The sequence below is a fragment of the Bosea sp. 29B genome (assembly GCF_902506165.1).
Taxonomy (GTDB): Bacteria; Pseudomonadota; Alphaproteobacteria; order Rhizobiales; family Beijerinckiaceae; genus Allobosea.
On sequence record NZ_LR733817.1, the window covers coordinates 2,087,757 to 2,112,070 of the forward strand.

The window sequence follows — 24,314 nt, forward strand, 5'->3', positions numbered from 1 at the left end:
GATGGCGATGATCAAGGCGCATGAGGCGGATCGGGCGCTGGCGCGTCCCGACCCCGCCTGGCGCCTCTTTCTGTTCTATGGCCCTGACGCCGGCCTGATCTCCGAACGGGCTGCCGCACTTGCACGCAGCAGCGTCGACGACCCGCAGGACGCTTTCCAGCTGATTCGCATGGATGGCGACGACATCGCTTCGGACCCGCTCAAGCTGGTCGACGAGGCCAACACCATCGGCCTGTTCGGTGGGCGTCGCGCCATCCGGGTCTCGCCGACCTCGCGCCCGCTCGTCGCAGCCGTCGAACCCTTGCTGGCAACGCCTTCGCAGGACGCGGTCGTCATCATCGAAGCCGGCGACCTGCAGAAGTCCAACCCACTGCGCACCGCCTGCGAGCGCGCCAGATCCGCGCTTGCCGTGCCCTGCTATGGCGATGCCGCACGCGATCTCGGCACGATCGTCGACGAGATGGCAAAGGCAGCCGGCAAGAGCATCGATCGCAGCACGCGCGACCTTTTGACCAGCCTGCTCGGCGGCGATCGCCAGACCTCGCGCCAGGAGATCGACAAGCTGATCCTCTATGCCGGCGGCGATGCAGCTCTGACGGCCGCCCATGTCGAGGCCGTCGTCGGCGATACCGCCCAGCGCGAGCAGGCGGGCGTGGTCGACGCTGTCTTCGCTGGCCGGCTGCCCAGCCTCGATCTTGCTCTCGCCAAGCTCACCGGCGAGGGGCTCGATCAGGGCGTGCTGCTCGGCGCAGTCCTGCGCCATACGCTGGCTCTCTTGAAGGCGAAACTCGCCATTGAAGGCGGCAAGCCGGCGCGCGAGGCGGTCAGCGCCATGCGCCTGCCCTATCCGCGCATTGCCACGGCGGAAGCCGCGCTCAACGCCTGGCCGACAGCGAAACTGCGCGATGCCGTGACGATCCTGGGAACCGCGATGCTGGCCGTGCGCCGCGACGGCGACATGGCCAAGCCGATCGCCGCCCGGACACTCTGGACGCTCAGCCGGATGGGCGGCAGAGGCCGCTGATCAGGCCTTCAGCCGCCGGCAGAGCGCATCGAGCTGCTCCAGCGTCTTGTAGCTGATCCTCATCTCGCCGCCGCCGCTGGCACGGTGCTGGATCGAGACGCTGAGGCCGAGGGCTTCCTCCAGCGCCTTCTCGACCGCACGCGTATCCGGATCCTTCTCCGGCTTCGGCGCTGCCGCCCTGACGGGCTTGTTCTCGCTACGCGCTTCGTCCTGGCCGAGCCGCTCGATGTCGCGGACCGTAAGTCCTTCCTCGACAATGCGTTTCGCGACCTGTTCCGGTTCCGAAACGGCGAGCAGCGCGCGGGCGTGGCCGGCCGAGACCGAGCCTTCGCCGACCATGCGCTTGACCGGCTCCGGCAGCTTGCTCAGGCGCAGCGTGTTCGCCACATGCGAGCGGCTCTTGCCGATCACCTTGGCGAGGTCGTTCTGCGTATAGTCGAACTCGGCGATCAGCCGCTCATAGCCGGCCGCTTCTTCCATCGCATTGAGATCGGCACGCTGGACGTTCTCGACGATGGCGATTTCGAGCGCCTCGCGATCATTGGCCTCGACCAGGATGACGGGGACGTCATGCAGTTCGGCCCGCTGCGCCGCCCGCCAGCGCCGCTCGCCGGCAATGATCTCATAGGCATCGATCATGCCCGGGATCGAGCGCACGATGATTGGCTGCAGGATGCCGCGCTCGCGTACCGAGGCCGCAAGGTCCTCGAGCTCGGCTTCCGCGAAGGCCTTGCGCGGATTGCGCGCATTCGGGCGCAGAAATTCGACGGGAACCTTGCGCTGTCCGCGCGCCCGTTCGAGCGCGCCGATCTCCTCGCCGACATCGCCGATCAACGCAGCCAAACCCCGGCCAAGACGCGAACGTCCCTGTTCCTCGACCATTGCCATTCCTCTTGAACCTATTCTTATCGATCAGGCGGCGCGCAGCGTGCGCTCGCGCTTGATCACCTCCGAGGCCAGCTTCAGATAGGCCTGCGAACCCGCGCAGCGCAGATCATAGAGCAGCGCCGGCTTGCCATAGGACGGCGCCTCCGAGATCCGCACATTGCGCGGGATCACGGTCTCGTAGACCTTGTCGCCAAGAAAATCGCGGACATCGGCCATGACTTGGCCGGAGAGGTTGTTGCGCGGGTCGTACATGGTCAGCACCACGCCCTGGATGATCAGGCGCGGGTTGAGGCCGGCACGCACCTGCTCGACCGTCTTGAGCAGCTGGCTGAGGCCCTCCAATGCGAAGAATTCGCATTGCAACGGTACCAGTACCGCGTCCGCTGCCGTCATCGCGTTGATGGTGATCAGGCTGAGCGAGGGCGGGCAATCGATCAGGATATAGGTCAGATCGCTGCAGCGCTGATCGTGAACCAGCTCGTCGATCGCTTTCTTCAAACGCAACGCGCGGTCCTTGGCTCCGGCGATCTCGAGCTCGACACCTAGAAGGTCGAGCGTCGACGGCGCCAGGAACAAATTGGGAACAGCAGTCGCCTGCATTGCCATGCCCAAGCCGATATCGCCACAGAGCACGTCATAGGTCGAGGCCTTTCGGCTCTTGCGGTCGACGCCCAGGCCAGTCGAGGCATTGCCCTGCGGATCGAGGTCGATGATCAGCACTTTCTCGCCGATGGCGGCGAGGGCGGTGCCAAGATTGATCGCGGTCGTGGTCTTACCAACCCCGCCCTTCTGATTGGCGAGCGCCAGCACGCGCGGACGCGTGGGAATGGAAATAGGCTGAGAATCGGTCATCAATCGGCCCGTTTCTCGGCGCCGCCTATCACTAGGATAGCAGCCGCCGAATCCGTCAAGGATGGAAACGTTGTGGCCTGAATCTTCCAATATTTAGACGCGGCGGTCAATTCCGCATCTAGATGTTGTCCCTTGGGAAAGACTCCCGTCACCCCGGTTCTCAACAGCTCTTTGCACCAGTCGAGCAGCAGCGGCAGCGGCGCCAGCGCCCGCGCCGTGACGGCCTCGACCTTGCCGACAAAGCCGTCGACGACATCCTCGATCCGGGCATTGTGGACCGTGACGGGCGAGCCGGTCAGGCGCGCCGCATGACGCAGGAAGGCGCATTTGCGGGCATTGCTCTCGACCAGGTCGATATGCCCGCCGAGCTCGGCGAGCCGGATGCCCAGTACGAGACCGGGAAAGCCGCCGCCCGAGCCGAGATCGAGCCAGCGTCGTGCCTGCGGCGCATGGTCGAGCAATTGCAGGGAATCGGCGACGTGCCGGGTCCAGACCTCGTCCAGCGTCGCGCCCGAGACGAGGTTCTTCGCCTGCTGCCAGCGCTTGAGCTCCGCCACCAGAATGGCGAGGCGCTCCTGTGTTTCACGTGAAACAGGCGTCAAGCGGAAAGCGTGCTGCCTATCGGAGTTATCCGCCTTATCAACAGAACTCACAGGGTCATGCCTCGGCAACCGCCATGCGTGCGGCCTGATGCTTACGCGCATGCGCGGCCAGCAAGGTCAAGGCCGCCGGCGTCATGCCCTCGATCCGGCCGGCCTGCGCCAGATTGCTAGGCCAGGCCGCGCGCAGCTTCAGCCGCACCTCGTTCGACAGCCCGGAGATGCCGTCGAGATCGAGATCGGCGGGCAGCGCCAGCGCCTGGTCGCGCTGATAAGATTCGATCTCCGCCGCCTGCCGGTCGAGATAAACCGCATAGGTCGCGTCTGCGGCGACACGCGCCCGCACCGTCTCGGAAAAGTCTGCGAGATCGGGCCAGACCCGGAGCAGGGCCTTGAAATCGACGGTCGGGTAGGACAGGATCTGGAAGGCCGAGCGCCTGATCCCATCGCGATTGAGCTCCAGCCCGGCCGCCGCCGCTTCATTCGGCGAGAGAGACCGTTCGCGTAAGAGTTCGGTAAGCTTAACGATTTCCAGCTGCCGGCTTTCGAAGCCCTCCTGGCGGGCGTGACCGACGACACCGAGCCCGATGCCCAGCGGTGTCAGGCGCTCGTCGGCGTTGTCGACCCGCAGCGACAGCCGGAATTCGGCGCGCGAGGTGAACATTCGGTACGGCTCCGTAACGCCGCGCGTCACCAGGTCGTCGACCATCACGCCGATATAGGATTGCGTCCGATCGAGGCTGACCGGTTCGCCGCCGCCGGCGCGGCGCGCGGCGTTGAGGCCTGCCAGCAGGCCCTGCGCCGCCGCTTCCTCATAGCCGGTGGTCCCATTGATCTGGCCGGCGAGGAACAGCCCGGAGACCGCCCGCGTCTCCAATGTCGGCTTCAGCGCGCGTGGATCGACATAATCGTATTCGATCGCATAGCCCGGCCGCAGCATCACTGCCTGCTCCAGACCAGGAATCGTCTTGAGCAGACCGAGCTGGACGTCCTCCGGCAACGAGGTCGAGATCCCGTTCGGATAGACGGTGGGATCGTCGAGACCTTCGGGCTCCAGGAATATCTGGTGGCCGTCGCGATCGCCGAAGCGGCCGACCTTGTCCTCGATCGACGGGCAATAGCGCGGTCCGCGCCCTTCGATCTGGCCGGAGAACATCGGCGCCCGGTGGAGATTAGCGCGGATCAGCTCATGCGTCGCCAGCGTCGTCCGCGTCACGCCGCAGCTGATCTGCGGCGTGGTGATCGCCTCGGTCATCGCCGAGAACGGCTCCGGCGTTTCATCACCCGGCTGCATCTCCAGGTTGGACCAGTCGATCGTGCGGCCGTCGAGCCGCGGCGGCGTTCCGGTCTTCAGCCGGCCAAGCGGAAAGCCATGGCGCTCCAGCGTGGCCGACAGGCCGAGCGAGGGCGCCTCACCGACACGGCCAGCCGGAATCTTTGTCTCGCCAATATGGATCAGGCCACGCAGGAAGGTGCCGGTCGTCAGCACAACCGTTCCGCAGGCGAATCGACGGCCATCCGCAAGTACAACACCGGCGACCTGCCCAGAGACGATCTCAAGGTCGAATGCCTCGCCCTCGATCAGGGTAAGACCATCCTGGGCGGCCAGAGCCGCCTGCACGGCCTCGCGGTAGAGCTTGCGATCAGCCTGGGCGCGAGGCCCGCGCACCGCCGGCCCCTTGCGCCGGTTGAGCATGCGGAACTGGATGCCGCCCTGATCGGCGCAGCGGGCCATGATCCCGTCGAGCGCATCGATCTCGCGGACGAGGTGGCCCTTGCCGAGCCCGCCGATCGCCGGGTTGCACGACATCACGCCGACGGTCGCGATCTGCTGGGTGATCAGGGCTGTGTGGGCGCCGGCACGCGCGGCCGCAGCCGCAGCTTCCGCCCCGGCATGGCCGCCGCCCACCACGACGACATCGTAGTGCTGGTTCGCCTGTGCATTTGACATAAGCAATTCGCTAGCCAAGCCGAGCCGCGAGGTCAATGAAAACCGCCTATTTGCCGATGCAGAAGCCGGAAAATAGACTGTCTAGCACGTCCTCGACATCGACCTTGCCGATCAGGCGCTCCAGCGCCCGGACAGCGAGGCGCAACTCCTCCGCGATGAGCTCGGGCTGCTCCTGCGGGAGCAGGGCGGCGCGCTCGATCGCAGCTGCGGCATCCGCCACCGCGACACGTTGGCGTTCGCGGGTGACGAGGGCGGGCTCCGCCTGACCGAGCTTCCCCAGGTGAGACGCGATGAGCTCGACCAACTCCGGCAGTCCTGCCCCGGTCGTGGCGGACACGCCGACCTCGCCGGGTCGAGCACTACCGCCAAGATCGAGTTTCGTTGCGACGGCGATCTCGGTAGTGCCACTGCCTTTTCGTTCCGGTTCCGAATCAGGCGACCGTAGCCGCAGCACGAGGTCGGCATTGTCAGCTCTCTGGCGGGCGCGCCGCACGCCTTCGGCCTCGATTTCATCGGAACTCTCGCGCAGGCCGGCGGTATCGACCAGAACGACGGGAATGCCGCCCAGATCCAGCCTGACCTCGATGGCGTCCCGGGTCGTACCGGCGATCGGCGAGACGATCGCGACGTCTCTCCGGGCCATCGCATTGAGCAGGCTCGACTTGCCGGCATTCGGTGGCCCTGCGAGCACCACGACAAAGCCTTCGCGCACCCGCTCTCCGGCCGCGAAACTACCGAGTGCTACCCGCAGACTACCAAGGACGCCTTGCGCCCCAGCGACTGCTTCGGCGATCAATGGCCCAGCGACATCGCCTTCGTCGGAAAAGTCGATCTCGGCCTCGAGCAGCGTCATCGCCTTGATCAAAGCGCTGCGCCATTCGGCGGCCGCCTGGCCGAGCGCGCCTTCCATCTGCCGCAGCGCTTGTCTGCGCTGCCATTCCGTCTCCGAATCGATCAGGTCGGCGAGGCCCTCCACCGCCGCGAGATCGAGCTTGCCGGCCTCGAAGGCGCGGCGGGTGAACTCGCCCGCCTCCGCCAGACGCAAGCCTGGCAGGGCCGCGAGCACCGAGAGCAGCCGCGACAGCACCGCACGCGAGCCGTGGACATGAAGTTCGGCGACGTCTTCGCCGGTAAAGCTTGCGGGCGCCGGAAAGAACAGGACAAGACCGTGATCGATGATCGCGCCATCGCCATCGCGCAGCGGCCGATAGGCGGCCTTGCGCGCTTCAGGGACGGACCCGGCAATCGTTTCGATAACGAATCGGACGTGTTCGCCGGACACCCGGATCACGGCGACGCCGGCGCGCCCGGCACCGGAGGACAGCGCCACAATCGTCGGATAGGCTTTCACGGCTCGACCCTGCCTAGACGCGAGCCCCGTGGACGAACCGCCTGAAGCACGCCGCCAGTCCCTATCTGTTGCAGCACCAGGACAACCCCTTCCACTGGAGGGAGTGGGGCGCGGAGGCCGTCGCGGAAGCGCGCGCCAGCAATCGCCCAATCCTCCTCTCGGTCGGCTAGGCCGCCTGCCATTGGTGCCATGTCATGGCGCATGAGAGCTTCGAGAACCCCGCTACCGCCGCGGTGATGAACGAGGTCTTCGTGAACATCAAGACCGATCGCGAGGAGCGGCCCGACATCGACCATCTCCGTACGAGCGCTCTGCACGCTCTTGGCCGCGTGGAAGTGCATGATGATCTCCGGTCTCGCCCGGGCCGGCGGGATCCTTGGCCGCAAGGACTAGATCGAGGTCGTCGACACCTTTCGTTTCGTTGCCGAATCCATGGCGGATAGCGACGGCCTGGCCCATTCCTACCGCACCGGCAAACAACACTACTTCGGCCTCGCCAGGCGGTGAAGCGCGCATACTGATCGGCACTACCGCCAGGCTGACTCGGGACCGCAGCGGAAGATTCGGGCCGACTCCACCGCGCTGCCGGTCGTACCCAGGCCGACTCATGACGATGCCGTACCCAATGCCAGCGGCCTGCCTGAGGATCGCGAGCGAGCTGACCATTTCCTTGTGGCCATACTCGCTCTGGCAGCGCATGCCCCGAAGGCTCATGGCTCGGTCCTCAACACCTACGACCTCGCCCGCAATGGCGTGGAAATCGTACTCGCCGGTCCGACTCAAGAATCCTTCAGGCAGACCGCCCTGACAGCACAGCATCTGACGGTGGTCCCAGTCGACTGCCCCGATCCGGATGGACTGCCGCCTGAGCACGCGGCCCATGTCTATGCCAAGCAGGTGGGGAGAGGCGCCGCCTTCGTCTGCCTGCACGGATGCTGCCTGCCGCCCGTCACGGATCCGAATCGGTTGGCTGAAGTGGTCGCGAACGCGCGTCGGGCCACAACCGATATCGACAACAAAAAAGGCCCCGGCATTGCGCCGGGGCCCTTCGAGATCGCTGAGGTGATGATCGCCGTCAGGTGTTCATCGAGTCGAAGAATTCGGAGTTCTGCTTGGTCTGGCGCAGCTTGTCCAAAAGGAACTCGATCGCGTCCTGCGGGCCCATCGGATTGAGGATGCGGCGCAGCACATAGGTCTTCTGCAGATCCGAACGCGGCGTGATGAGCTCTTCCTTGCGGGTGCCGGACTTGATGATGTCGATCGCCGGGAAGATGCGCTTGTCGGCCACCTTGCGGTCCAGGATGATTTCCGAGTTACCGGTGCCCTTGAACTCCTCGAAGATCACTTCGTCCATGCGGCTGCCGGTGTCGATCAGCGCGGTCGCGACGATGGTCAGCGAGCCGCCTTCCTCGATATTGCGAGCCGCGCCGAAGAAGCGCTTCGGCCGCTGCAGGGCGTTGGCGTCGACACCGCCGGTCAGCACCTTGCCGGAGGATGGCACCACCGTGTTGTAGGCGCGGCCGAGACGGGTGATCGAGTCGAGCAGGATGACGACGTCGCGGCCATGCTCCACCAGGCGCTTGGCCTTCTCGATCACCATCTCCGCGACCTGGACGTGGCGAGTCGCCGGCTCGTCGAAGGTCGAGGACACGACCTCGCCCTTCACCGAGCGCTGCATGTCCGTGACTTCCTCGGGCCGCTCGTCGATCAGCAGCACGATCAGATAGCACTCGGGGTGATTGGTCGTGATCGACTGCGCGATATTCTGCAGCAGTACGGTCTTGCCGGTGCGCGGCGGCGCCACGATCAAGGCGCGCTGGCCCTTGCCGATCGGCGCGACGATATCGATGACGCGCGGCGAGAAATCCTTCTTGGTCGGATCCTGCACCTCGAGCTTGAGCCGCTCGTCGGGATAGAGCGGCGTCAGGTTGTCGAAGTGGATCTTGTGCTTGATCTTCTCCGGATCCTCGAAGTTGATCGTGTTGACCTTGAGCAGAGCGAAATAGCGCTCGCCATCCTTCGGGCCGCGGATCGGGCCTTCGACGGTGTCGCCGGTGCGCAGGCCGAACTTCCGGATCTGCGAGGGCGAGACGTAGATGTCGTCAGGACCTGGCAGGTAGTTCGAATCGGAGGAGCGCAGGAAGCCGAAGCCATCCTGCAGCACCTCGACGACACCTTCGCCGAGGATTTCGGTTTCCTGAGAGGCGAGCTGCTTCAGGATGGCGAACATGAGCTCCTGCTTGCGCATGGTGCTCGCGTTCTCGACCTCCATACCTTCAGCGAAGGTGAGCAGCTCGGTCGGCGACTTCGCCTTGAGTTCGTGGAGTTTGATTTCCCGCATGGGGTACCCGGAGTAACAGGCCCGCGATCAGGCAGGCCGAACGGCAGTGGAGGGATCGACGGGACGAAAGGCCTGAAGGCCCACTTGTCAGGAAGTCGTGTCGGCCGAGAAAGCAGCCGCGGCACGAGCCGTCGACGATAAGGAAGGACGCGTACGAAAAGCGCAGAGGCTTGATAACCGCTTTCCCTGAATCGCTCAAGCGGGAAACCGCGGCATCTCAGAACGGCTTGACGATCACCAGGATGACGATAGCCGCCATCAGCAGCGCCGGTACCTCGTTGAGGATGCGATAGAAGCGCGCCGGCTTGTCGTTGCGGTCTTCGGCAAAGGCTCTGACCCTGCCGCTGAGATAGCCATGGATGCCCGAGAGGACAAGGACCAGCGCGATCTTGCCGTGCAGCCAGCCGCCCTTGAAGCCGAAGGCGCTCCAGGCAAGGTAGAGCCCGAGCACCCAGGTGATGATCATCGAGGGGTTGATGATCCCCTTGAGCAGCCGGCGCTCCATGATCTTGAAGGTCTCGGACTGGATCGAGCCGACCTGCGCCTCGGCATGATAGACCATCAGCCGGGGCAGATAGAGCATCCCGGCCATCCAGGCGATCACCGCCATGACATGGAAAGCCTTGATCCATTCGTAGGCCATGGCGGTAGTCCTCTAGGCGCGAACCAGTTCGACCAGCCGCTCGACATGAGCGATCGGCGTGTCCGGCAAGATGCCATGCCCCAGATTGAAGACGAAGGGACCTCCGCCGAATGCCGCACGGATCGCTTCGATCTCGTGATCGAGTTCGGGCCCGCCCGCTCGCAACAGCTGCGGATCGAGATGACCCTGCACCGGCGCAAGCGGCTGGATCGCCTCGCGCACGAAACCTCGGTCGATCTCGGTCTCGAGCCCGACCGCGTCGATGCCGGTCTCGCGGACGTAAGCCGGAATGCCAGATCCGGCTCCGCGCGGAAAGCCGATGATCCTCGCCTGGGGGTGCCGGGCTCGAACGAGATCGACGATCCGCCTGGTCGGCGAGATGCACCAGCGCTTGAAATCCTCTGGGCCAAGCGAACCCGCCCAGCTGTCGAAAATCTGCACGGCATCGACACCGGCATCGATCTGCGCGTTGAGATAGGCCGCCGAATTGACGACGAGCCGGTCGATCAGCCGCGCAAAGAGGGCAGGGTCGCGCTGGAACAGGGCCTTGGCCGGCCCCTGATCAGGTGTGCCGCGGCCGGCGACCATATAGGTCGCGACGGTCCAGGGTGCGCCGCAGAAGCCGATCAGCGCAGTTCCCTTGGGAAGCGCTGCCTTCACGCGCCGGACAGTCTCGTAGACCGGTGCCAGTACGTCGGGATCGATCTCCTCGCGGATCTCACCGAAGCGGGTCGCATCGGCGACTGGCTCCAGCCTCGGTCCTTCGCCTTGTGCGAACCAGAGCTTCTGGCCGAGCGCATGGGGGATCACCAGGATATCGGAGAACAGGATCGCCGCATCGAAACCGAAACGCCGGATCGGCTGCAGGGTGACCTCGGCTGCCCATTCCGGATTGTAGCAGAGATCGAGGAAGCCACCGGCTTTGGCGCGAAGCTCGCGATACTCCGGCAGATATCGGCCAGCCTGCCGCATCAGCCAGAGCGGAGGCTTCGGGAGGGTCTCGCCGGAGAGAGCGCGCAGGAAAAGGCTTTGGGTCATGAAGCGCATCGGGCTATCCGCCCATCGTCCTAAAAAGATTCTTTTATAAGAGAGTCTTCTGTTTAGACTCTTGGATGGGGGCACATAGCCCGCCCCAAGATTGTCCACAACCGGTCCACAGGCCGCACGCAAGTCAGTCGGCTGACCGATTCCGGGCTGGCCGGCCCTTAAGACTTTCTTAACGAATTGGATTTTGCTCCGGGGCGCGGCGTGCCGCCGCGTTCAAAAATGATTCACGTGAAACATCCGGATTCCGCCCACAGGCCAATGCCTGTTGAGGCTTTGGCCGGGTTATCCCGAGCCGTCGAGACGGTTTCCTGGAAGCGCCGGGTTATCCCCAGTTGTCCCAGCTATGTGAATCAGCGGTCCGCTGGTGACCGCAGGATCGAAAAGGGATTCCCAGGCCGGCGGAACAGCTCTAGAGCTGAGCCGGAGAAGAGGCCGGCAGGGGCGACGGAAACCGTGGCGCGCAACTATTTTCACCTGCATCTGGTCTCCGATGCGACCGGCGAGACCCTGATCGCGGTCAGCCGCGCTGCTGCGGCACAATACGAAGCGGTCTCCGCGATCGAACATGTCTACCCGCTGGTCCGCTCAGAGAACCAGCTGTCGCGCGTGCTCGCCGAGATCGAAACCTCTCCCGGCGTGGTACTCTATACGCTGGTCGAGCCGGAATGGGCCGAGCGGCTGGAGAGCTTCTGCCGCGACATCGGCTGCCCCTGCCTGTCGGTGCTGCAACCGGTGCTGTCGCTGTTCCAGTCCTATCTCGGCCAGGCTTCCGCCCCCCGGCCGGGCGCGCAGCATATGCTCAATGCCGAGTATTTCCGCCGCATCGATGCGATGAATTACACGCTGATGCATGATGACGGGCAGCTCGGCGGCGATATCGAGAATGCCGATGTCGTCCTCGTCGGCATCAGCCGGACCTCGAAGACGCCGACCAGCATCTATCTCGCCAATCGTGGTATCAAGACCGCCAACATCCCGCTTGTGCCGAACGTGCCGCTCCCGGTCGAGCTCGACGGCTTGAAGAAGCCGCTGATCGTCGGCCTCGTCGCCAGCGCTGAGCGTATCATCCAGATTCGCCAGAACCGCCTGTTGTCGCTGAAGGCCGATGACGAGACGCCGTATGTCGATCCGGATGCGGTCGCGGATGAGATTACCCAGTCGCGCCGGCTTTGCGCCCGCCGGGGCTGGCCCGTGATCGATGTCACGCGCCGCTCGATCGAGGAGACGGCGGCCGCCATCCTGGATCTGCTGCGCGACCACCGCATGAAGTTCATCGCGACGTGACCGGGCAGGCGACATTCTGGCGCGGCATTGCGCCGCTCATCCTCGCGTCCGGGAGCACGACGCGGCGGCAGCTACTCGAAGCGGCAGGGCTTCCGGTTGAGGTGATCAGGCCGGATGTCGACGAACGTGCCATCGAGGCCGATTTCTTCGCCATGGGCGGTCCACCCGCCGACGTGGCCGCCGCGCTGGCGGATGCCAAAGCCCAGTCGGTCTCGCCGCAGGATCCTAGCCGGATCGTCCTCGCCGCCGACCAGATGCTGGTCTGCGATGGCCGTCCGTTCCACAAGCCCGAGGGCACGGCAGCGGCAGAGCGGCAGATCGCCATGCTCGCCGGTCGCAAGCACGAACTCACCTCGGCCTTCGCCCTGGCTCGCGATGGCAAGATCATCGGCCGCGGCGCCAGCAGCGCGGTGCTCGTCATGCGCCCGCTGACCTCCGGCTTCATCAGGGATTACGTCGCACTGGCTGGCGAGGCAGCGACCAGCAGCGTCGGTGGCTATCAGCTCGAAGGCCTCGGCATCCACCTGTTCGAGACGATCGAGGGCGATCATTCGACCATCCTCGGCCTGCCGATGCTGAGTCTGCTCGCCACGCTTCGCGAGCTTGACCTCGTCGCATGATCCTTAGCTCCACGACTGCCATGACCAGACGCTGCTTCATCATCGGCCATCCCGTCGCGCATTCCCGCTCGCCGCTGATCCATGGTCACTGGCTTGCCGAGCATGGCCTTGCCGGCAGCTATGAGCGCGTCGATGTCCCGCCGGCCGAGGTGCAAGGCTTCATCGCCCGGCTGCGCGCCGGCGAATTCGTCGGTGGCAATGTCACCGTGCCGAACAAGGAAGTCGTACTGCCTCTGCTCGACGTGGCCAGCGAGACGGCGCGGGCCATGGGCGCGGCCAACACACTTTGGATGGACGGCGGCAGGCTCCACGGCGACAACACCGACGCCTATGGCTTCTTGGCTCATCTCGACGCCTGCGTGCCCGATTGGGCCGGGCGCAGCGGTACGGCGCTCATTCTCGGCGCCGGCGGCGCGGCGCGCGCCGTGATCCATGGCCTCGTCGAACGCGGCGTCGGTCGCATCCTGCTGGTGAATCGCAGCCCGGAGCGTGCGGTCGAGCTGGCAGCTTCGTTCCCGCGAACGGTCGAAGCCCGGCGCTGGCACGACATCGCCCAGCTCGTCGGCGAGAGCGACCTGATCGTCAACACCACCTCGCTCGGCATGCATGGCCAGCCGCCGCTGGAGATCGACCTCTCCGCCTTGCGCCCTGGCACGATCGTCGACGACATCGTCTATGTCCCGCTGGAGACGCCGCTGCTCGCCGAGGCCCGCCGTCATGGCGGCATCCCGGTCGACGGTCTTGGCATGCTGCTGCACCAGGCGGTCCCGGGCTTCGAGCGCTGGTTCGGTGTCCGCCCGCAGGTGACGGCGGAGCTGCGCGCCAAGCTCGAAGTCGACATTCCCCGCGTGTAAGCGCGCGATGGCGGAGGCGCTGCAATGACCTTTCTGCTCGGCCTCACCGGTTCGATCGGCATGGGCAAGTCGACGACCTCGGCGATGTTCCGCGCCGCCGGCGTACCCGTCCACGACGCCGATCAGGCGGTGCACGATCTCTACGCCGGCGCGGCCGCGCCGGAGATCGAGGCGGCGTTTCCGGGAACGACGGCAAATGGCGTTGTCGATCGGGCCAAGCTCTCCGCCGCCGTGCTCGGCCGGCCCGAAGCGCTGGCAAAACTCGAGGCGATCGTCCATCCGCTGGTGCGGGCGGAGGAGCAGGCCTTCCTGGCACGCGTTCGAAAGAGCAGCGCAACTGTCGCCGTGCTCGATGTGCCGCTGCTGCTGGAAACCGGCGGGGAGGGGCGCTGCGATGCCGTCGTCGTCGTAACCGCTCCGGCCGAGGTCCAGCGCAAGCGGGTCCTCTCCCGCTCCGGCATGAGCGAGGAGAAGCTCGCCGCGATCCTCTCCCGCCAGATGCCGGATGCGGAGAAGCGCCGCCGCGCCCACTTCCTTGTGGACACCTCGCGCGGGCTCGTGGCCGCCGAGCACCAGGTCCGCTCTATCCTGAATGCCGTCGCCGGCCGCTTCGGCCGGACCGAAAGGGCGGGCTGACATGCGCGAGATCGTTCTCGACACGGAAACCACCGGCGTCGAACCGCTGAAAGGCGATCGCATCGTCGAGATTGGCTGCGTCGAGCTGGTCAATCATTGCCCGACCGGCCGCAATTACCATGTCTACATCAACCCCGAGCGCGACATGCCGGATGGCGCCTTCCGGGTACACGGGCTGTCCGCAGCCTTCCTTTCCGACAAACCGGTCTTCGCCACGATCGCCAGCGAGTTCGCCGCCTTCATCGCGGATGCCAAGCTGGTCATCCACAACGCCGCCTTCGATGTCGGCTTCATCAACATGGAGTTCGGCCGGCTCGGCCTGCCGGCCATCGTGCCGGCGCTCGTCGTCGATACGCTCGCCATGGCCCGCCGCAAGCATCCCGGCGCCAGCAACAGCCTGGACGCGCTCTGCTCGCGCTACGGCATCGACAACAGCCGCCGCACCAAGCACGGCGCGCTGCTCGACTCCGAGATCCTGGCCGAGGTCTATATCGAGCTGATCGGCGGCAAGCAGACGAGCCTCGGTTTCGGCGGCGCTGTTGCCGGCAAGGCGGGTGCCGGGCTTGCGGTCGCGACCGAGCGCCCGGTGCGCCAGCGGGCACTCGCGCCGCGGCTGACGCCGGAGGAAAGAGCGGCCCATGAGGCCTTCGTGATGAAGCTCAAGGGGCCGCTCTGGCGCGGTTATCTCGGCGTGCCCGAGGAAGCCTGACACAGAATGTCATTCTCGGGCGAAGCGCAGCGCAGACCCGAGAATCTCCCGACGAGAAGGCTGTTCAGCGCCTTCCCTGCACGAGATGCTCGGGTCAAGCCCGAGCATGACGCTAATCTGGGCTACTCGCCCTGTTTCCGGCTTGCCCGGCGCGACATCATGTTCAGCCCCTCGATCAGGGCCGAGAAGGCCATAGCGGCGTAGATATAGCCCTTGGGGATATGGGCGCCGAAGCCTTCGCCGATCAGCGTGCCGCCGATCATCAGGAGGAAGCCGAGCGCCAGCATCACGATCGTCGGGTTCTTGTCGATGAAGCGCGCCAGCGGGTCGGCGGCGAGCAGCATCACCGCGACGGCGACGACGACGGCGATCACCATGACCGGGATATGCTCGGTCATGCCGACGGCGGTGATGATGCTGTCGATCGAGAAGACGAGGTCGAGCAGCAGGATCTGGAAGATCACGCCGCCAAAGGTCACGGCCGCGGCCGCGCTGCCGTCGAACATGTCGGGGCCGTGATCCGGATCGACCTTGTGATGGATCTCCTTCGTCGCCTTCCAGACCAGGAACAGGCCGCCGGCGATCAGGATGATGTCGCGCCAGGAGAAGGCCTTGCCGAAGACCGAGAACACCGGCGCGGTCAGCTGCACGATGAAGGCGACGGTCGAGAGCAGGCCGAGGCGCAGGATCAGCGCCAGGCCGATGCCGATCCGCCGGCCGCGCGAGCGCTGATGCTCCGGCAGCTTGTTGGTCAGGATCGAGATGAAGATGAGGTTGTCGATACCGAGGACGACCTCCATGGCGATCAGGGCGCCGAGCGCCACCCAGACTGCTGGGTCGGCGGCGAGCGTCATAAGGGAATCCATGGAAGTCGTGTACCTCGCGGGAACGGCGCGCCGGAATGGCCGCCTCTGGCCCGCGGGAGATGGAAACGCCCGGGCGATTTACAACAGCCGGACCAACAAAAAAGAGCCCCTGAGGGCTCTTTTCTGTCGAATTCCTGATTCAGGCCGCAGTTCAGGCGTTCGGCGTGCCCTGCTGCGCCTGCAGCTCTTCGAGGCGCTGGCGGTAGAGCTGGGCGAAATCGATCGGATCGATATAGAGCGGCGGGAAGCCGCCATTGCGGACGGCTTCAGCGACGATCGCCCGGGCGAACGGGAAGAGCAGGCGCGGGCAGTCGATCATCACGACCGCGTGCAGCTGCTCTTGCGGCACGCCAAGGATGCGGAAGACGCCGGCATAGCTGAGCTCGAACGCGAACAGCGTCTCGTCGTTCAGGGTTGCCTTGCCTTCGAGCGTCAGGATCGTCTCGACGTCGTTCTCGCCGAGCGCGTTGGCGTGGACGTTGACCTGAAGGCCGATCTGCGGCCCGCCCTGCTGTTGCTGCTGGGTCAGCGAACGCGGAGCATTGGGGTTCTCGAAGGAGAGATCCTTGATGTACTGGACCAGCGTGTTGAGGCTGGGCCCCTGCTGGTCGGCGGCGGCGCCGTTGCCGTTTTCGTTGGCCATGGGTCCCATCATCATTGTCTAGAAAACCATCGGGAAATTCCGTGCCGTGGCCGGAATTGCCCGGCAAGCGGCGGCGCCGGGCTCGCGTCGGCTATCATGGCGGCGGGGCCGGCACAAGCGACGCGCGCTTTCGCGCCCTTGTCGCCCTCGGGGGTGGATGTTACGAGCCTCCCACACCATATCCGTTCGATGACGGGCGACGAAGTACGCCTGCGCGGGAACGAGTTTTCGAGGTTCGGATCAGCCGGCGATGCAGAATTTCGATATGACGACCCTGGTCTTCCTGGCCCTGGCCGTTTTCGTCGCCTGGAAACTGCGCTCGGTTCTGGGCCAGAAGACCGGGCACGAGAAGCCGCCGGCCGATCCGTTCGCGCGCCGCGAGACACCGCCGCTGCGCCCGGATCAGCCCGGCAATGGCGAGAGACGCGACAATGTCGTCCGCTTGCCGGGCGCCGCCAACGACGCAGCGGCTGTCCCCGTGGTCGACGCCGAGCGCTGGAAGGACATCGCCGAGCCGGGCTCAGCCATCGCTGTCGGCCTCGACGCCATCCTCCGCCAGGAACCGCGCTTCGACGCGCCGGGCTTCCTCATCGGCGCGAAGTCGGCCTATGAGACCATCGTCACCGCCTTCGCCCGCGGCGACCGCAAGGCCTTGAAGGGCCTGCTCGCCAAGGAAGTCTATGACGGCTTCGAGCAGGCGATCGCCGAGCGGGAGAAGCGCGGCGAGAAGGCCGAGTCCAACTTCGTCTCGATCGACAAGGCCGAGATCGTCGCCGTCGACGTCAAGGGCAAGGCCGCCCAGGTCACCATCGCCTTCGTCTCGCAATTGATCAGCGCGGTCCGCGATGCGCAGGGCAACGTCGTCGACGGCAGCGCCGAGGCGGTCTCCGAGGTCAACGACGTCTGGACCTTCGCGCGCCAGCTCGGCAGCCGCGATCCGAACTGGCTGCTGGTCGCCACCGAATCGGCCGCGTGATCCGTGTCGTCGGTCTTGTTCTGGGGCTCCTGGTCGCAGGCCCATCGATGACCGGCGCACACGCTTCTCCCCCATCTCTGCCGCAGGGCGCCCGGGCCGAACCCGTGGCGCCCGCTTCGCTTGCCGGCTGGAGCACCGACGACCAGCTCGCTGTGTTGCGGCTGTTCGCGCAGGGCTGCGAGACTGATCCGCCGCTGCGACAGGGCGCGCCTGCGCCTGCGGCCCTGCCGGCGCTATGCACCAAGGCTGCGGGCCTGCTCGCCGCGGGCGATGTGAACCCGGATGTGGCCCGCAGCTTCTTCGCGGACAATTTCGCCTTCTGGCGCATCCGTCCTGCCGGCGCCGACCGAGGCTTCATGACCGGCTATTTCGAGCCGGAATTCGAGGGCTCGCTGACCCGCTCCGACGCCTTCCCGACGCCGCTCTACGGTCGCCCGGCCGACCTGGTGACCAAGATGCCGGGCGACGACTGGTCCGGGCTCGACCCGGCGCTGACCTCGGCGCGCCGTACCGCCCAAGGGCTGGAGCCCTTCCCGGATCGCGCCGCGATCGATGAGGGAGCGCTTGCCGGCCAGGGTCTCGAGATCCTCTGGATGCGCGATCCCGTCGATCGCTTCGTCCTGCAGGTCCAGGGCTCGGGCCGCATCCGCCTGCCGGACGGCAAGGTGACGCGCCTCATCTATTCCGGACGCAACGGCCACCCCTATACCTCGCTCGGCCGCGAGCTCAGCCGGCGCGAGAACATCCCGCCCGAGCAGATGACGATGGACAAGCTGATCGCCCGGCTGAAGGCCGATGCCGGCTTCGCCCGCGACCTCATCCGGCTCAATCGCTCCTTCGTCTTCTACGCCCGCAATGACGATCTGCCGCCCGGGTCCGGCCCGATCGGGGGAGCCGGCCTGCCGCTGACTCCGCTGCGCAGCGTCGCGGTCGACCGTTCGCTTTGGCCCTACGGCATGCCGGCCTGGATCGAGACCGAAATCCCCGACGGCAAGGGCGGTAGTGAGAAACTCGCCCGGCTGATGCTGGCGCAGGACACCGGCACCGCGATCGTCGGGCCGGCGCGGATCGACTTCTTCGTCGGCTCCGGGGCGGAAGCGGGCCATCGCGCCGGTCTGATCCGGCATCCCGTCGATTTCATCGTGCTCTGGCCGCGCTGAGCCATGCGCCGGCGCGGCAAGCTCCTCTCCGAAGCGGAACTCGCGCTCTGGCGCCAGGTCGCACGTACCGTCAAGCCGCTTGCCGGCCGCTCGCCGGTCGAGCCTGAACCGGAAGCGGAGCAGGCCAAGTCGGCCGCAGTTGCGGAAAGCCTTCTGCCCCCAACAACGCCGACACCGGTCCGGCCCGCTAAGCCCGCACCGCCGCCGCTGGTGCCGCTGGAACGGCGCATGCGCACGCAATTGCGCCGCGGCCAGCAGGGCGTCGAGGCCGTGATCGACCTGCACGGGCTGCGCCAGGACGAGGCGCATTCGGCCTTGCGCGGCTTCCTGCGCCTGCAGCAGCAGCGCGGCGCGAAACTCGTGCTGGTGGTGACCGGCAAGGGCATCGCCGGCGACGTCCCTTATGGCGAGGAGAGGGGCATCCTGCGCCGCAACGTGCCGCATTGGCTGCGCTTGCCGGACCTGCGCCCGCTGGTGCTCGGCTTCGACGAGGCTGAGCAGCGCCATGGCGGCACCGGCGCGCTTTATATCCGCCTGCGCCGCAGCCGGGAGCTCGACCGATGACGCCCTTCGGCCGCCGCGTCCGTGAATTGCGCGCCGCCCGCGGCGTAACACTGGCGCAGATGGCGCAGGCGCTCGGCGTCACCCCGGCCTATCTTTCGGCGCTGGAGCACGGCAAGCGCGGCCAGCCGACCTTCACCCTGATCCAGAGCGCAATCCATCATCTCGGCGTGATCTGGGACGAGGCCGACGAATTGATCCGCCTCGCCGAGCTCTCCCATCCGCGCATCGTGATCGACACCGCCGGCCTCGAACCCGAGGCAACCCTGTTCGCCAATCGCCTTGCCCATGAGGTACAATGGCTCGGCCCGTCGGACCTGGCAGCACTGACCTCGATCCTCGACAGTGCCGCGCGCCGGCGCGGAAGCGCTTGACCTGACCTGCCGGCAATGCAACACGCCGCCATCCTCCCGCCATTACGGATCGTTTCATGACCTCCAAGCGCTATGACGTGCTCGCCTTGGGCAATGCCATCGTCGACGTCTTCGCTTCGGCGGAGGAAGACTTCCTGATGAAGTACGAGCTGGTCAAAGGCTCGATGGCGCTGATCGACGAGCCGCGGGCCGAGCTGCTCTATGGCGCGATGGGTCCGGGCAAGGTGGTCTCGGGTGGCTCGGCCGCCAACACCATCGCCGGCCTCGCCTCCTTCGGCGGCAAGGGCGCCTTCATCGGCAAGGTCAAGGCCGACGAGCTCGGCAAGCTCTACCGTCACGACCTGACCTCGCTCGGCGTCGCCTTCGACACTGCCGCGGCGACCGAGGGCGCGGCGACGGCGCGCTCCTTCATCATCGTCACACCCGATGGCGAGCGCACGATGAACACCTATCTCGGCGCCTGCCAGGGCCTGTCCCCGGCCGATGTCGATCCGGCCACGGTCGAGAACGCCGACATCGTCTATCTCGAAGGCTATCTCTGGGATCCGCCGGCGGCCAAGGACGCCTTCCGCAAGGCCTCGGAGCTCGCCCACAAGGCTGGCGGCCGCGTCGCCATCACTCTGTCGGATTCCTTTTGCGTCGACCGCTATCGTGATGAGTTCCTCGGACTGATCCGCAATGGCCTCGTCGACCTCGTCTTCGCCAACGAGCACGAGCTGAAGAGCCTCTACCAGAGTGCTGACTTCGACACGGCGCTGGCAGGGATGCGGGCGGAGAACATCCTTGCCGTCATCACCCGCTCGGAGAATGGCGCGCTGGCGTTGACGCCGGATGGCGTCGTGGCCGAGCCGGTCTTCCCGGTTGAGCGCGTGGTCGATGCCACCGGCGCCGGCGATCTCTTCGCCGCCGGCTTCCTGCATGGCCTGACCTCCGGCCGCGAAGCCCGTGATTGCCTGCGGCTCGGCGCGCTGGCCGCGGCCGAGGTCATCAGCCATGTCGGCGCACGCCCGGACGTCAGCCTGAAGACGCTCGCCGGCAATAACGGCTTGCTTTGATGAGAATGGGCGGCGTTTACGCCGCCCGCTTCAGCCCCGTGGCGCTCCAGATCTCGCTGAGCGCGCCGACCAGCGCGGCGATATCCTCGTCCGAGTGCAACGGCGTCGGCGTGATCCGCAGGCGCTCGGTGCCGCGCGCCACGGTCGGGTAGTTGATCGGCTGGACGTAGATCGCAAAGCGCTCCAGCAACTCGTCGCTGATTCGCTTGCACAGGGCGGCATCGCCGACCATCACCGGCACGATATGGCTGGGATTGCTGAGATGCGGAATGCCGGCCTGGTCGAGCTGCTGACGTAGCTTGCGCACACGGTCCTGCTGGCCCTCGCGTTCCACCGAGCTGGTCTTGAGGTGCCGGATCGCAGCCAGCGCGCCCGCGGCGAGTGACGGCGGTAGCGAGCTCGAGAAGATGAAGCCCGAGGCGAAGCTCCGAATGAAGTCGCACAACGCCGTCGAGCCGGTGACATAGCCGCCCATCACGCCGAAGGATTTGGCCAGCGTACCCTCGATCAGGTCGAGCCGGTGCGAGAGGCCATCGCGTTCGCTGACGCCGCCGCCGCGCGGGCCGTAGAGCCCGACGGCATGGACCTCGTCGATATAGGTCAACGCGCCGAATTCTTCGGCGAGATCGCAGAACTCCGCGACCGGCGCGATGTCGCCATCCATCGAATAGACCGATTCGAAGGCGATCAGCTTCGGCCGGTTCGGGTCGATGCTCGCGAGCTTGCGACGCAGGTCCTGCGGGTCGTTATGGGCGAAGATCAGTTTCTCGGCCCGCGAATGCCGGATGCCCTCGATCATCGAGGCATGGTTGGCGGCATCGGTCAGCACGACGCAGCCGGGAATGCGTGCGGCCAGCGTCGAGAGCGAGGCCCAGTTCGACATGTAGCCGGAGTTGAACAGCAGCGCCGCCTCCTTGCCGTGCAGGTCGGCGAGCTCGCGCTCCAGCAGGACATGATAGTGGTTGGTCCCGGCGATGTTGCGGGTGCCGCCAGCGCCGGCGCCGCAGGCATCGAGCGCCTCGCGCATCGCGGCGAGCACGGCGGGGTGCTGGCCCATGCCGAGATAGTCGTTCGAGCACCAGACGGTGACCTCGCGCGGCCCGCTCGGGCCATGGAAGGCGGCGCGCGGAAAGCGGCCGGCGCGGCGTTCGAGATCGGCGAAGACACGATAGCGCCCCTCGGCCTTGAGGCCGTCGAGCTCGCTGCGGAAAAAGGCCTCGAAATCCATTGGGGAGCCTCCTGGCGCCACCTTTGAGGGATTCCAGCCACAGGGTAAAGGCGCGCCGATGTCGCGCCGCAGCAGGGCCGCGGCGGATCGATGCCAGGGCCGGCCGCGTCGCATCGTGCAAGGTGCTTTTCGTTTCCGGCAGGGAATGGGCCTTTCCCTTTGGCACGCCGGGCCTTTAGATCGTCGGCAAAGCTGACGAGGAACAGGCCATGGCGGTAACGATCGACGGACGGACCCTGAAGGGCAAGCAAGTGCTGCGCGTGGCCCGGCCCGGCGCCTCCGGCCGCTATGAGAAGGCGACGCTGGCCAAATCGGCCCGCGAGGCGATCGCGGCGACGCGCGCCCATATCGACGCCAATTTCATGAACGACGAAGCCCCGTTCATGTACTCCTTCAACACCGGCGTCGGCCTGTTCAAGGACCAGCGCGTGCTGATGTCGGAGATGACCGAATATCAGCGCAAGAGCGTCTATGCCCACGCCACCGGTGTCGGCGAGCCCTTCGCGGAGGATGTGACGCGCGCCACCATGCTGCTGCGCGCCAACGCCTTCGCCTCGAACTATTCCGGCCCGCAGGTCGCGCTGGTCGAGCGCCTGCTCGCCTGCCTCAATGCCGGCATCCATCCGGTGATCCCGCAGAAGGGCTCGGTCGGCGCCTCCGGCGACCTCGCCCCGCTCGCCCATATGTCGGCGGCAGTCTGCGGCTTCGAGGAGGGTGAAGCCGTCTACAAGGGCAGGCGGATGAAGGCCCGCGACGCCTTGGCGAAGGCGGGGCTGGAGCCGGACTTCAAGCTCGGGGCCAAGGATGCCTCCGCCCTGATCAATGGCTCGACCGTGTCGCTGGCGCTCGGCGTGCTCGCGACCGAGGACGCCAAGCGGCTGATCAAGGCCGCCGATATCGGCCTTGCCCTCTCGCTCGAAGCGATGCGCGGGGAGCTCGCCGCCTTCGATCCGCGCGTCCATGCCGCGCGCCCGCATCCCGGCCAGGCGCTGGTGGCGCGCAACCTTCTGAAGATCACGCAAGGGTCCAAGCGCTGCTCGGCCTCGGCCCGCGAGACGATCTATCCCGACGAGATCGGTCGCACGCCCGGCAAGCCGCCGGCGCCGCGTGTGCAGGACGTCTATTCGCTGCGCTGTGCCCCACAGGTGCATGGTCCGGCCCGCGAGGCGCTCGATTATGTCTCGCGCATCATCGCGACCGAGACCAATTCGGCGACCGACAATCCGCTGATCTTCCCCGAGGATGACGGCTACCGCGTCATATCCGGCGGCCATTTCCACGGCCAGTACGTCGCACAGGCGATGGACCTGCTCGCCATCGCCATGACCGATCTCGGCTCGATCTGCGAGCGCCGCCTCGCCCGACTGGTCGACCCGACCATGAGCTACGGCCTGCCGCGCAACCTGCTCGCCGGCAAGCGCGGCCTCAATACCGGTTTTGCTACCGTGCAGTGCTCGATGTCGGCGCTGGTGATGGAGAACCGCACGCTGTCCTCGCCCGGCTCGGTCGATTCGATTCCCGGCAAGTCCAATGCCGAGGACCATGTCTCGAACTCGACCTGGTGCGGCCGCAAGGCGCGCACAGTCGTCGAGAATGTCGAGATGATCATCGCCGCCGAGATCCTGATGGCCTGTCAGGCGCTCTCGCTGATCGCCGAAACCGCCAAGGCCCATCCGCTCGGCAAGGGCACGCAGGCGGCGCTCGACGCACTGCGCGAGACGATCCCGCCGGCGCTCGACGGTGACCGCTGGTACGCTGCCGAGATGAACCAGGCGACGGCGCTGGTCCGCTCCGGTGCGATCGTCGAGGCGGTCGAGGCGGCGGTGGGGGGACTGGAGTAACCCACACAATGTGGTCATCCCGGACAAGCCGCGAAGCGGCGCTGATCCGGGATCCATTCCGGAACGGTTCAGGCATGGGTCCCGGGTCTGCGCTTCGCTCCGCCTGGGACGACTCGCGCTTAGTTAGTACAACGTCGCCCTGACCCGCTCCGGCAGCGCTTTGTCATAGGCCTCGCCGTCGAAGGCTTCCGCAGCCGCCCGTGCCGAGATGTCGCGCAGGATCGTGCCCGCGCTCGGCAGGGAGCGCTTGTCGACCTGCGCCGCTGGGTTCCAAAGGTCGGCGCGCACCACCGCCCGCGAGCACTGAAAGTAGGTGGCCTCGACGGTGACGACGATCACGCAGGCCGGCAGCTTGCCCGCCATGTCGAAGCGCGCGCACAGCTCGGGATCGGTCGAGAGCACCGCGGTGCCGTTCACACGCAGGGTTTCGCCGTAACCGGGGATCAAAAAGAGCATTCCGATTCGATTGTCAGACAGAAGATTCTTCAATGAATCCAGACGGTTATTGCCTCTTCGGTCCGGAATCAGCAGCGTTTTGGCGTCGCTGACGGTGACAAAGCCCGGCTGATCCCCACGCGGTGAGCAATCCAGGCCATCCGGGCCATTGGTCGCGAGCACGAAAAACGGCGAGGCCGCGATCAGCGCGCCGTAGTTGGCGTCGATGTGATCGATCTCCTTGATCACCGAGGCCGGCGCGATCGGGTTCGGATAGAGCGCGGCGAGCTGTTCGGGCGAGGTTATGCGATGCGCGGTCATGCCAGCCTCCGGAGACAATAAGTCTAGACTATTCTTTCTCGCTGCGTTGCACCAG

At 66.2% G+C, this 24,314-nt stretch carries 24 protein-coding genes and 1 pseudogene; 13 read left to right on the plus strand and 12 right to left on the minus strand.

All coding sequences use genetic code 11. From position 1 onward, the window contains the following. The first annotated feature begins 1 nt into the window (after position 1). The gene (holA, locus tag GV161_RS10195; protein ID WP_152013250.1) at positions 2 to 1,024 is read left to right on the plus strand and encodes a DNA polymerase III subunit delta; all 1,023 of its coding nucleotides are present in this window, start codon (positions 2 to 4) and stop codon (positions 1,022 to 1,024) included. Here the strand turns inward: holA and GV161_RS10200 are convergent, their stop codons facing one another. The 5 genes from GV161_RS10200 to mnmE are packed head-to-tail and all read right to left on the minus strand — an operon-like array spanning position 1,025 to position 6,665. Beyond that, entirely contained in the window at positions 1,025 to 1,906 is an 882-nt protein-coding gene (locus GV161_RS10200; protein WP_152013249.1) for a ParB/RepB/Spo0J family partition protein, read from the minus strand. A gap of 30 nt (positions 1,907 to 1,936) precedes the next feature. Next, complete coding sequence (locus GV161_RS10205) at positions 1,937 to 2,764, minus strand: ParA family protein (protein WP_152013248.1); 828 nt, start codon at positions 2,762 to 2,764, stop codon at positions 1,937 to 1,939. Next, positions 2,764 to 3,468 carry a 16S rRNA (guanine(527)-N(7))-methyltransferase RsmG gene (gene rsmG, locus GV161_RS10210; protein ID WP_152013247.1) on the minus strand — a complete coding sequence of 235 codons (705 nt, stop codon included), beginning with the start codon at positions 3,466 to 3,468 and terminating at the stop codon, positions 2,764 to 2,766. The genes GV161_RS10205 and rsmG overlap by 1 nt, the downstream gene beginning before the upstream one ends. Continuing rightward, complete coding sequence (gene mnmG, locus GV161_RS10215) at positions 3,422 to 5,314, minus strand: tRNA uridine-5-carboxymethylaminomethyl(34) synthesis enzyme MnmG (RefSeq protein WP_152013246.1); 1,893 nt, start codon at positions 5,312 to 5,314, stop codon at positions 3,422 to 3,424. The genes rsmG and mnmG overlap by 47 nt, the downstream gene beginning before the upstream one ends. Positions 5,315 to 5,360: 46 nt before the next feature. Further along, a complete protein-coding gene (gene mnmE / locus GV161_RS10220; RefSeq protein ID WP_152013582.1) occupies positions 5,361 to 6,665 on the minus strand; it encodes a tRNA uridine-5-carboxymethylaminomethyl(34) synthesis GTPase MnmE in 1,305 nt (434 codons plus the stop codon). Positions 6,666 to 6,706: 41 nt separating this feature from the next. On the opposite strand from mnmE, the pseudogene GV161_RS10225 reads away from it, so the two are divergent. Next, positions 6,707 to 6,988, plus strand: a pseudogene (locus GV161_RS10225) (DUF255 domain-containing protein); the annotation flags it as partial. Positions 6,989 to 7,740: 752 nt separating this feature from the next. Here GV161_RS10225 and rho read toward each other — a convergent pair. The 3 genes from rho to hemE all read right to left on the minus strand — a co-directional run bounded on the left by rho (position 7,741) and on the right by hemE (position 10,696). After that, complete coding sequence (rho, locus tag GV161_RS10230) at positions 7,741 to 9,006, minus strand: transcription termination factor Rho (protein WP_126114687.1); 1,266 nt, start codon at positions 9,004 to 9,006, stop codon at positions 7,741 to 7,743. 217 nt (positions 9,007 to 9,223) lie between these two features. Next, a complete protein-coding gene (gene hemJ / locus GV161_RS10235; RefSeq protein WP_152013245.1) occupies positions 9,224 to 9,649 on the minus strand; it encodes a protoporphyrinogen oxidase HemJ in 426 nt (141 codons plus the stop codon). A 12-nt stretch (positions 9,650 to 9,661) separates the two neighbouring features. Next, complete coding sequence (hemE, locus tag GV161_RS10240; protein ID WP_244665366.1) at positions 9,662 to 10,696, minus strand: uroporphyrinogen decarboxylase; 1,035 nt, start codon at positions 10,694 to 10,696, stop codon at positions 9,662 to 9,664. 453 nt (positions 10,697 to 11,149) lie between these two features. On the opposite strand from hemE, the gene GV161_RS10245 reads away from it, so the two are divergent. The 5 genes from GV161_RS10245 to dnaQ are packed head-to-tail and all read left to right on the plus strand — an operon-like array spanning position 11,150 to position 14,799. Next, complete coding sequence (locus GV161_RS10245; protein ID WP_152013243.1) at positions 11,150 to 11,980, plus strand: pyruvate, water dikinase regulatory protein; 831 nt, start codon at positions 11,150 to 11,152, stop codon at positions 11,978 to 11,980. Next, positions 11,977 to 12,600, plus strand: a complete 624-nt coding sequence (locus tag GV161_RS10250) for a Maf family protein (RefSeq protein ID WP_152013242.1) — start codon at positions 11,977 to 11,979, stop codon at positions 12,598 to 12,600. The genes GV161_RS10245 and GV161_RS10250 overlap by 4 nt, the downstream gene beginning before the upstream one ends. Before the next feature lie 20 nt (positions 12,601 to 12,620). Beyond that, positions 12,621 to 13,454 carry a shikimate dehydrogenase gene (locus GV161_RS10255; protein WP_152013241.1) on the plus strand — a complete coding sequence of 278 codons (834 nt, stop codon included), beginning with the start codon at positions 12,621 to 12,623 and terminating at the stop codon, positions 13,452 to 13,454. A gap of 24 nt (positions 13,455 to 13,478) precedes the next feature. Further along, a complete protein-coding gene (coaE, locus tag GV161_RS10260; RefSeq protein ID WP_152013240.1) occupies positions 13,479 to 14,090 on the plus strand; it encodes a dephospho-CoA kinase in 612 nt (203 codons plus the stop codon). A gap of 1 nt (position 14,091) precedes the next feature. Then, a complete protein-coding gene (dnaQ, locus tag GV161_RS10265) occupies positions 14,092 to 14,799 on the plus strand; it encodes a DNA polymerase III subunit epsilon (RefSeq protein ID WP_152013239.1) in 708 nt (235 codons plus the stop codon). Positions 14,800 to 14,921: 122 nt separating this feature from the next. Here the strand turns inward: dnaQ and GV161_RS10270 are convergent, their stop codons facing one another. Together GV161_RS10270 and secB are read right to left on the minus strand one after the other, a co-directional pair. Further along, positions 14,922 to 15,665, minus strand: a complete 744-nt coding sequence (locus GV161_RS10270; protein WP_152013238.1) for a TerC family protein — start codon at positions 15,663 to 15,665, stop codon at positions 14,922 to 14,924. A gap of 151 nt (positions 15,666 to 15,816) precedes the next feature. Continuing rightward, positions 15,817 to 16,308 carry a protein-export chaperone SecB gene (gene secB / locus GV161_RS10275; protein ID WP_100961978.1) on the minus strand — a complete coding sequence of 164 codons (492 nt, stop codon included), beginning with the start codon at positions 16,306 to 16,308 and terminating at the stop codon, positions 15,817 to 15,819. A gap of 250 nt (positions 16,309 to 16,558) precedes the next feature. Between secB and GV161_RS10280 the strand changes: the two genes are divergently transcribed. From GV161_RS10280 to GV161_RS10300, 5 genes are read left to right on the plus strand one after another with little or no spacing between them, the layout of a single operon-like run. Next, positions 16,559 to 17,284, plus strand: coding sequence for a Tim44/TimA family putative adaptor protein (locus GV161_RS10280; protein ID WP_152013237.1), 726 nt, complete (start codon positions 16,559 to 16,561; stop codon positions 17,282 to 17,284). A gap of 47 nt (positions 17,285 to 17,331) precedes the next feature. Further along, entirely contained in the window at positions 17,332 to 18,444 is a 1,113-nt protein-coding gene (locus GV161_RS10285; protein ID WP_152013236.1) for an MltA domain-containing protein, read from the plus strand. Positions 18,445 to 18,447: 3 nt separating this feature from the next. After that, on the plus strand, positions 18,448 to 19,008 hold the full coding sequence (locus tag GV161_RS10290) for a Smr/MutS family protein (protein WP_152013235.1): 561 nt from the start codon (positions 18,448 to 18,450) through the stop codon (positions 19,006 to 19,008). Next, positions 19,005 to 19,379, plus strand: a complete 375-nt coding sequence (locus GV161_RS10295; protein WP_091835899.1) for a helix-turn-helix domain-containing protein — start codon at positions 19,005 to 19,007, stop codon at positions 19,377 to 19,379. Before GV161_RS10290 ends, GV161_RS10295 begins: the two co-directional genes overlap by 4 nt. 56 nt (positions 19,380 to 19,435) lie before the next feature. After that, positions 19,436 to 20,434: an adenosine kinase gene (locus GV161_RS10300; RefSeq protein ID WP_152013234.1), complete on the plus strand. Its 999-nt coding sequence runs from the start codon at positions 19,436 to 19,438 to the stop codon at positions 20,432 to 20,434. A 16-nt stretch (positions 20,435 to 20,450) separates the two neighbouring features. Here GV161_RS10300 and hemA read toward each other — a convergent pair whose 3' ends face one another. Beyond that, positions 20,451 to 21,662 carry a 5-aminolevulinate synthase gene (hemA, locus tag GV161_RS10305; RefSeq protein ID WP_152013233.1) on the minus strand — a complete coding sequence of 404 codons (1,212 nt, stop codon included), beginning with the start codon at positions 21,660 to 21,662 and terminating at the stop codon, positions 20,451 to 20,453. Positions 21,663 to 21,871: 209 nt separating this feature from the next. Between hemA and GV161_RS10310 the strand changes: the two genes are divergently transcribed. Next, positions 21,872 to 23,503 (plus strand): aromatic amino acid ammonia-lyase, encoded by a 1,632-nt coding sequence (locus tag GV161_RS10310; RefSeq protein WP_152013232.1) that lies wholly within the window; start codon positions 21,872 to 21,874, stop codon positions 23,501 to 23,503. A gap of 123 nt (positions 23,504 to 23,626) precedes the next feature. Here the strand turns inward: GV161_RS10310 and GV161_RS10315 are convergent, their stop codons facing one another. Next, positions 23,627 to 24,259, minus strand: a complete 633-nt coding sequence (locus tag GV161_RS10315; RefSeq protein ID WP_152013231.1) for a pyridoxamine 5'-phosphate oxidase family protein — start codon at positions 24,257 to 24,259, stop codon at positions 23,627 to 23,629. Positions 24,260 to 24,314 lie beyond the last annotated feature (55 nt).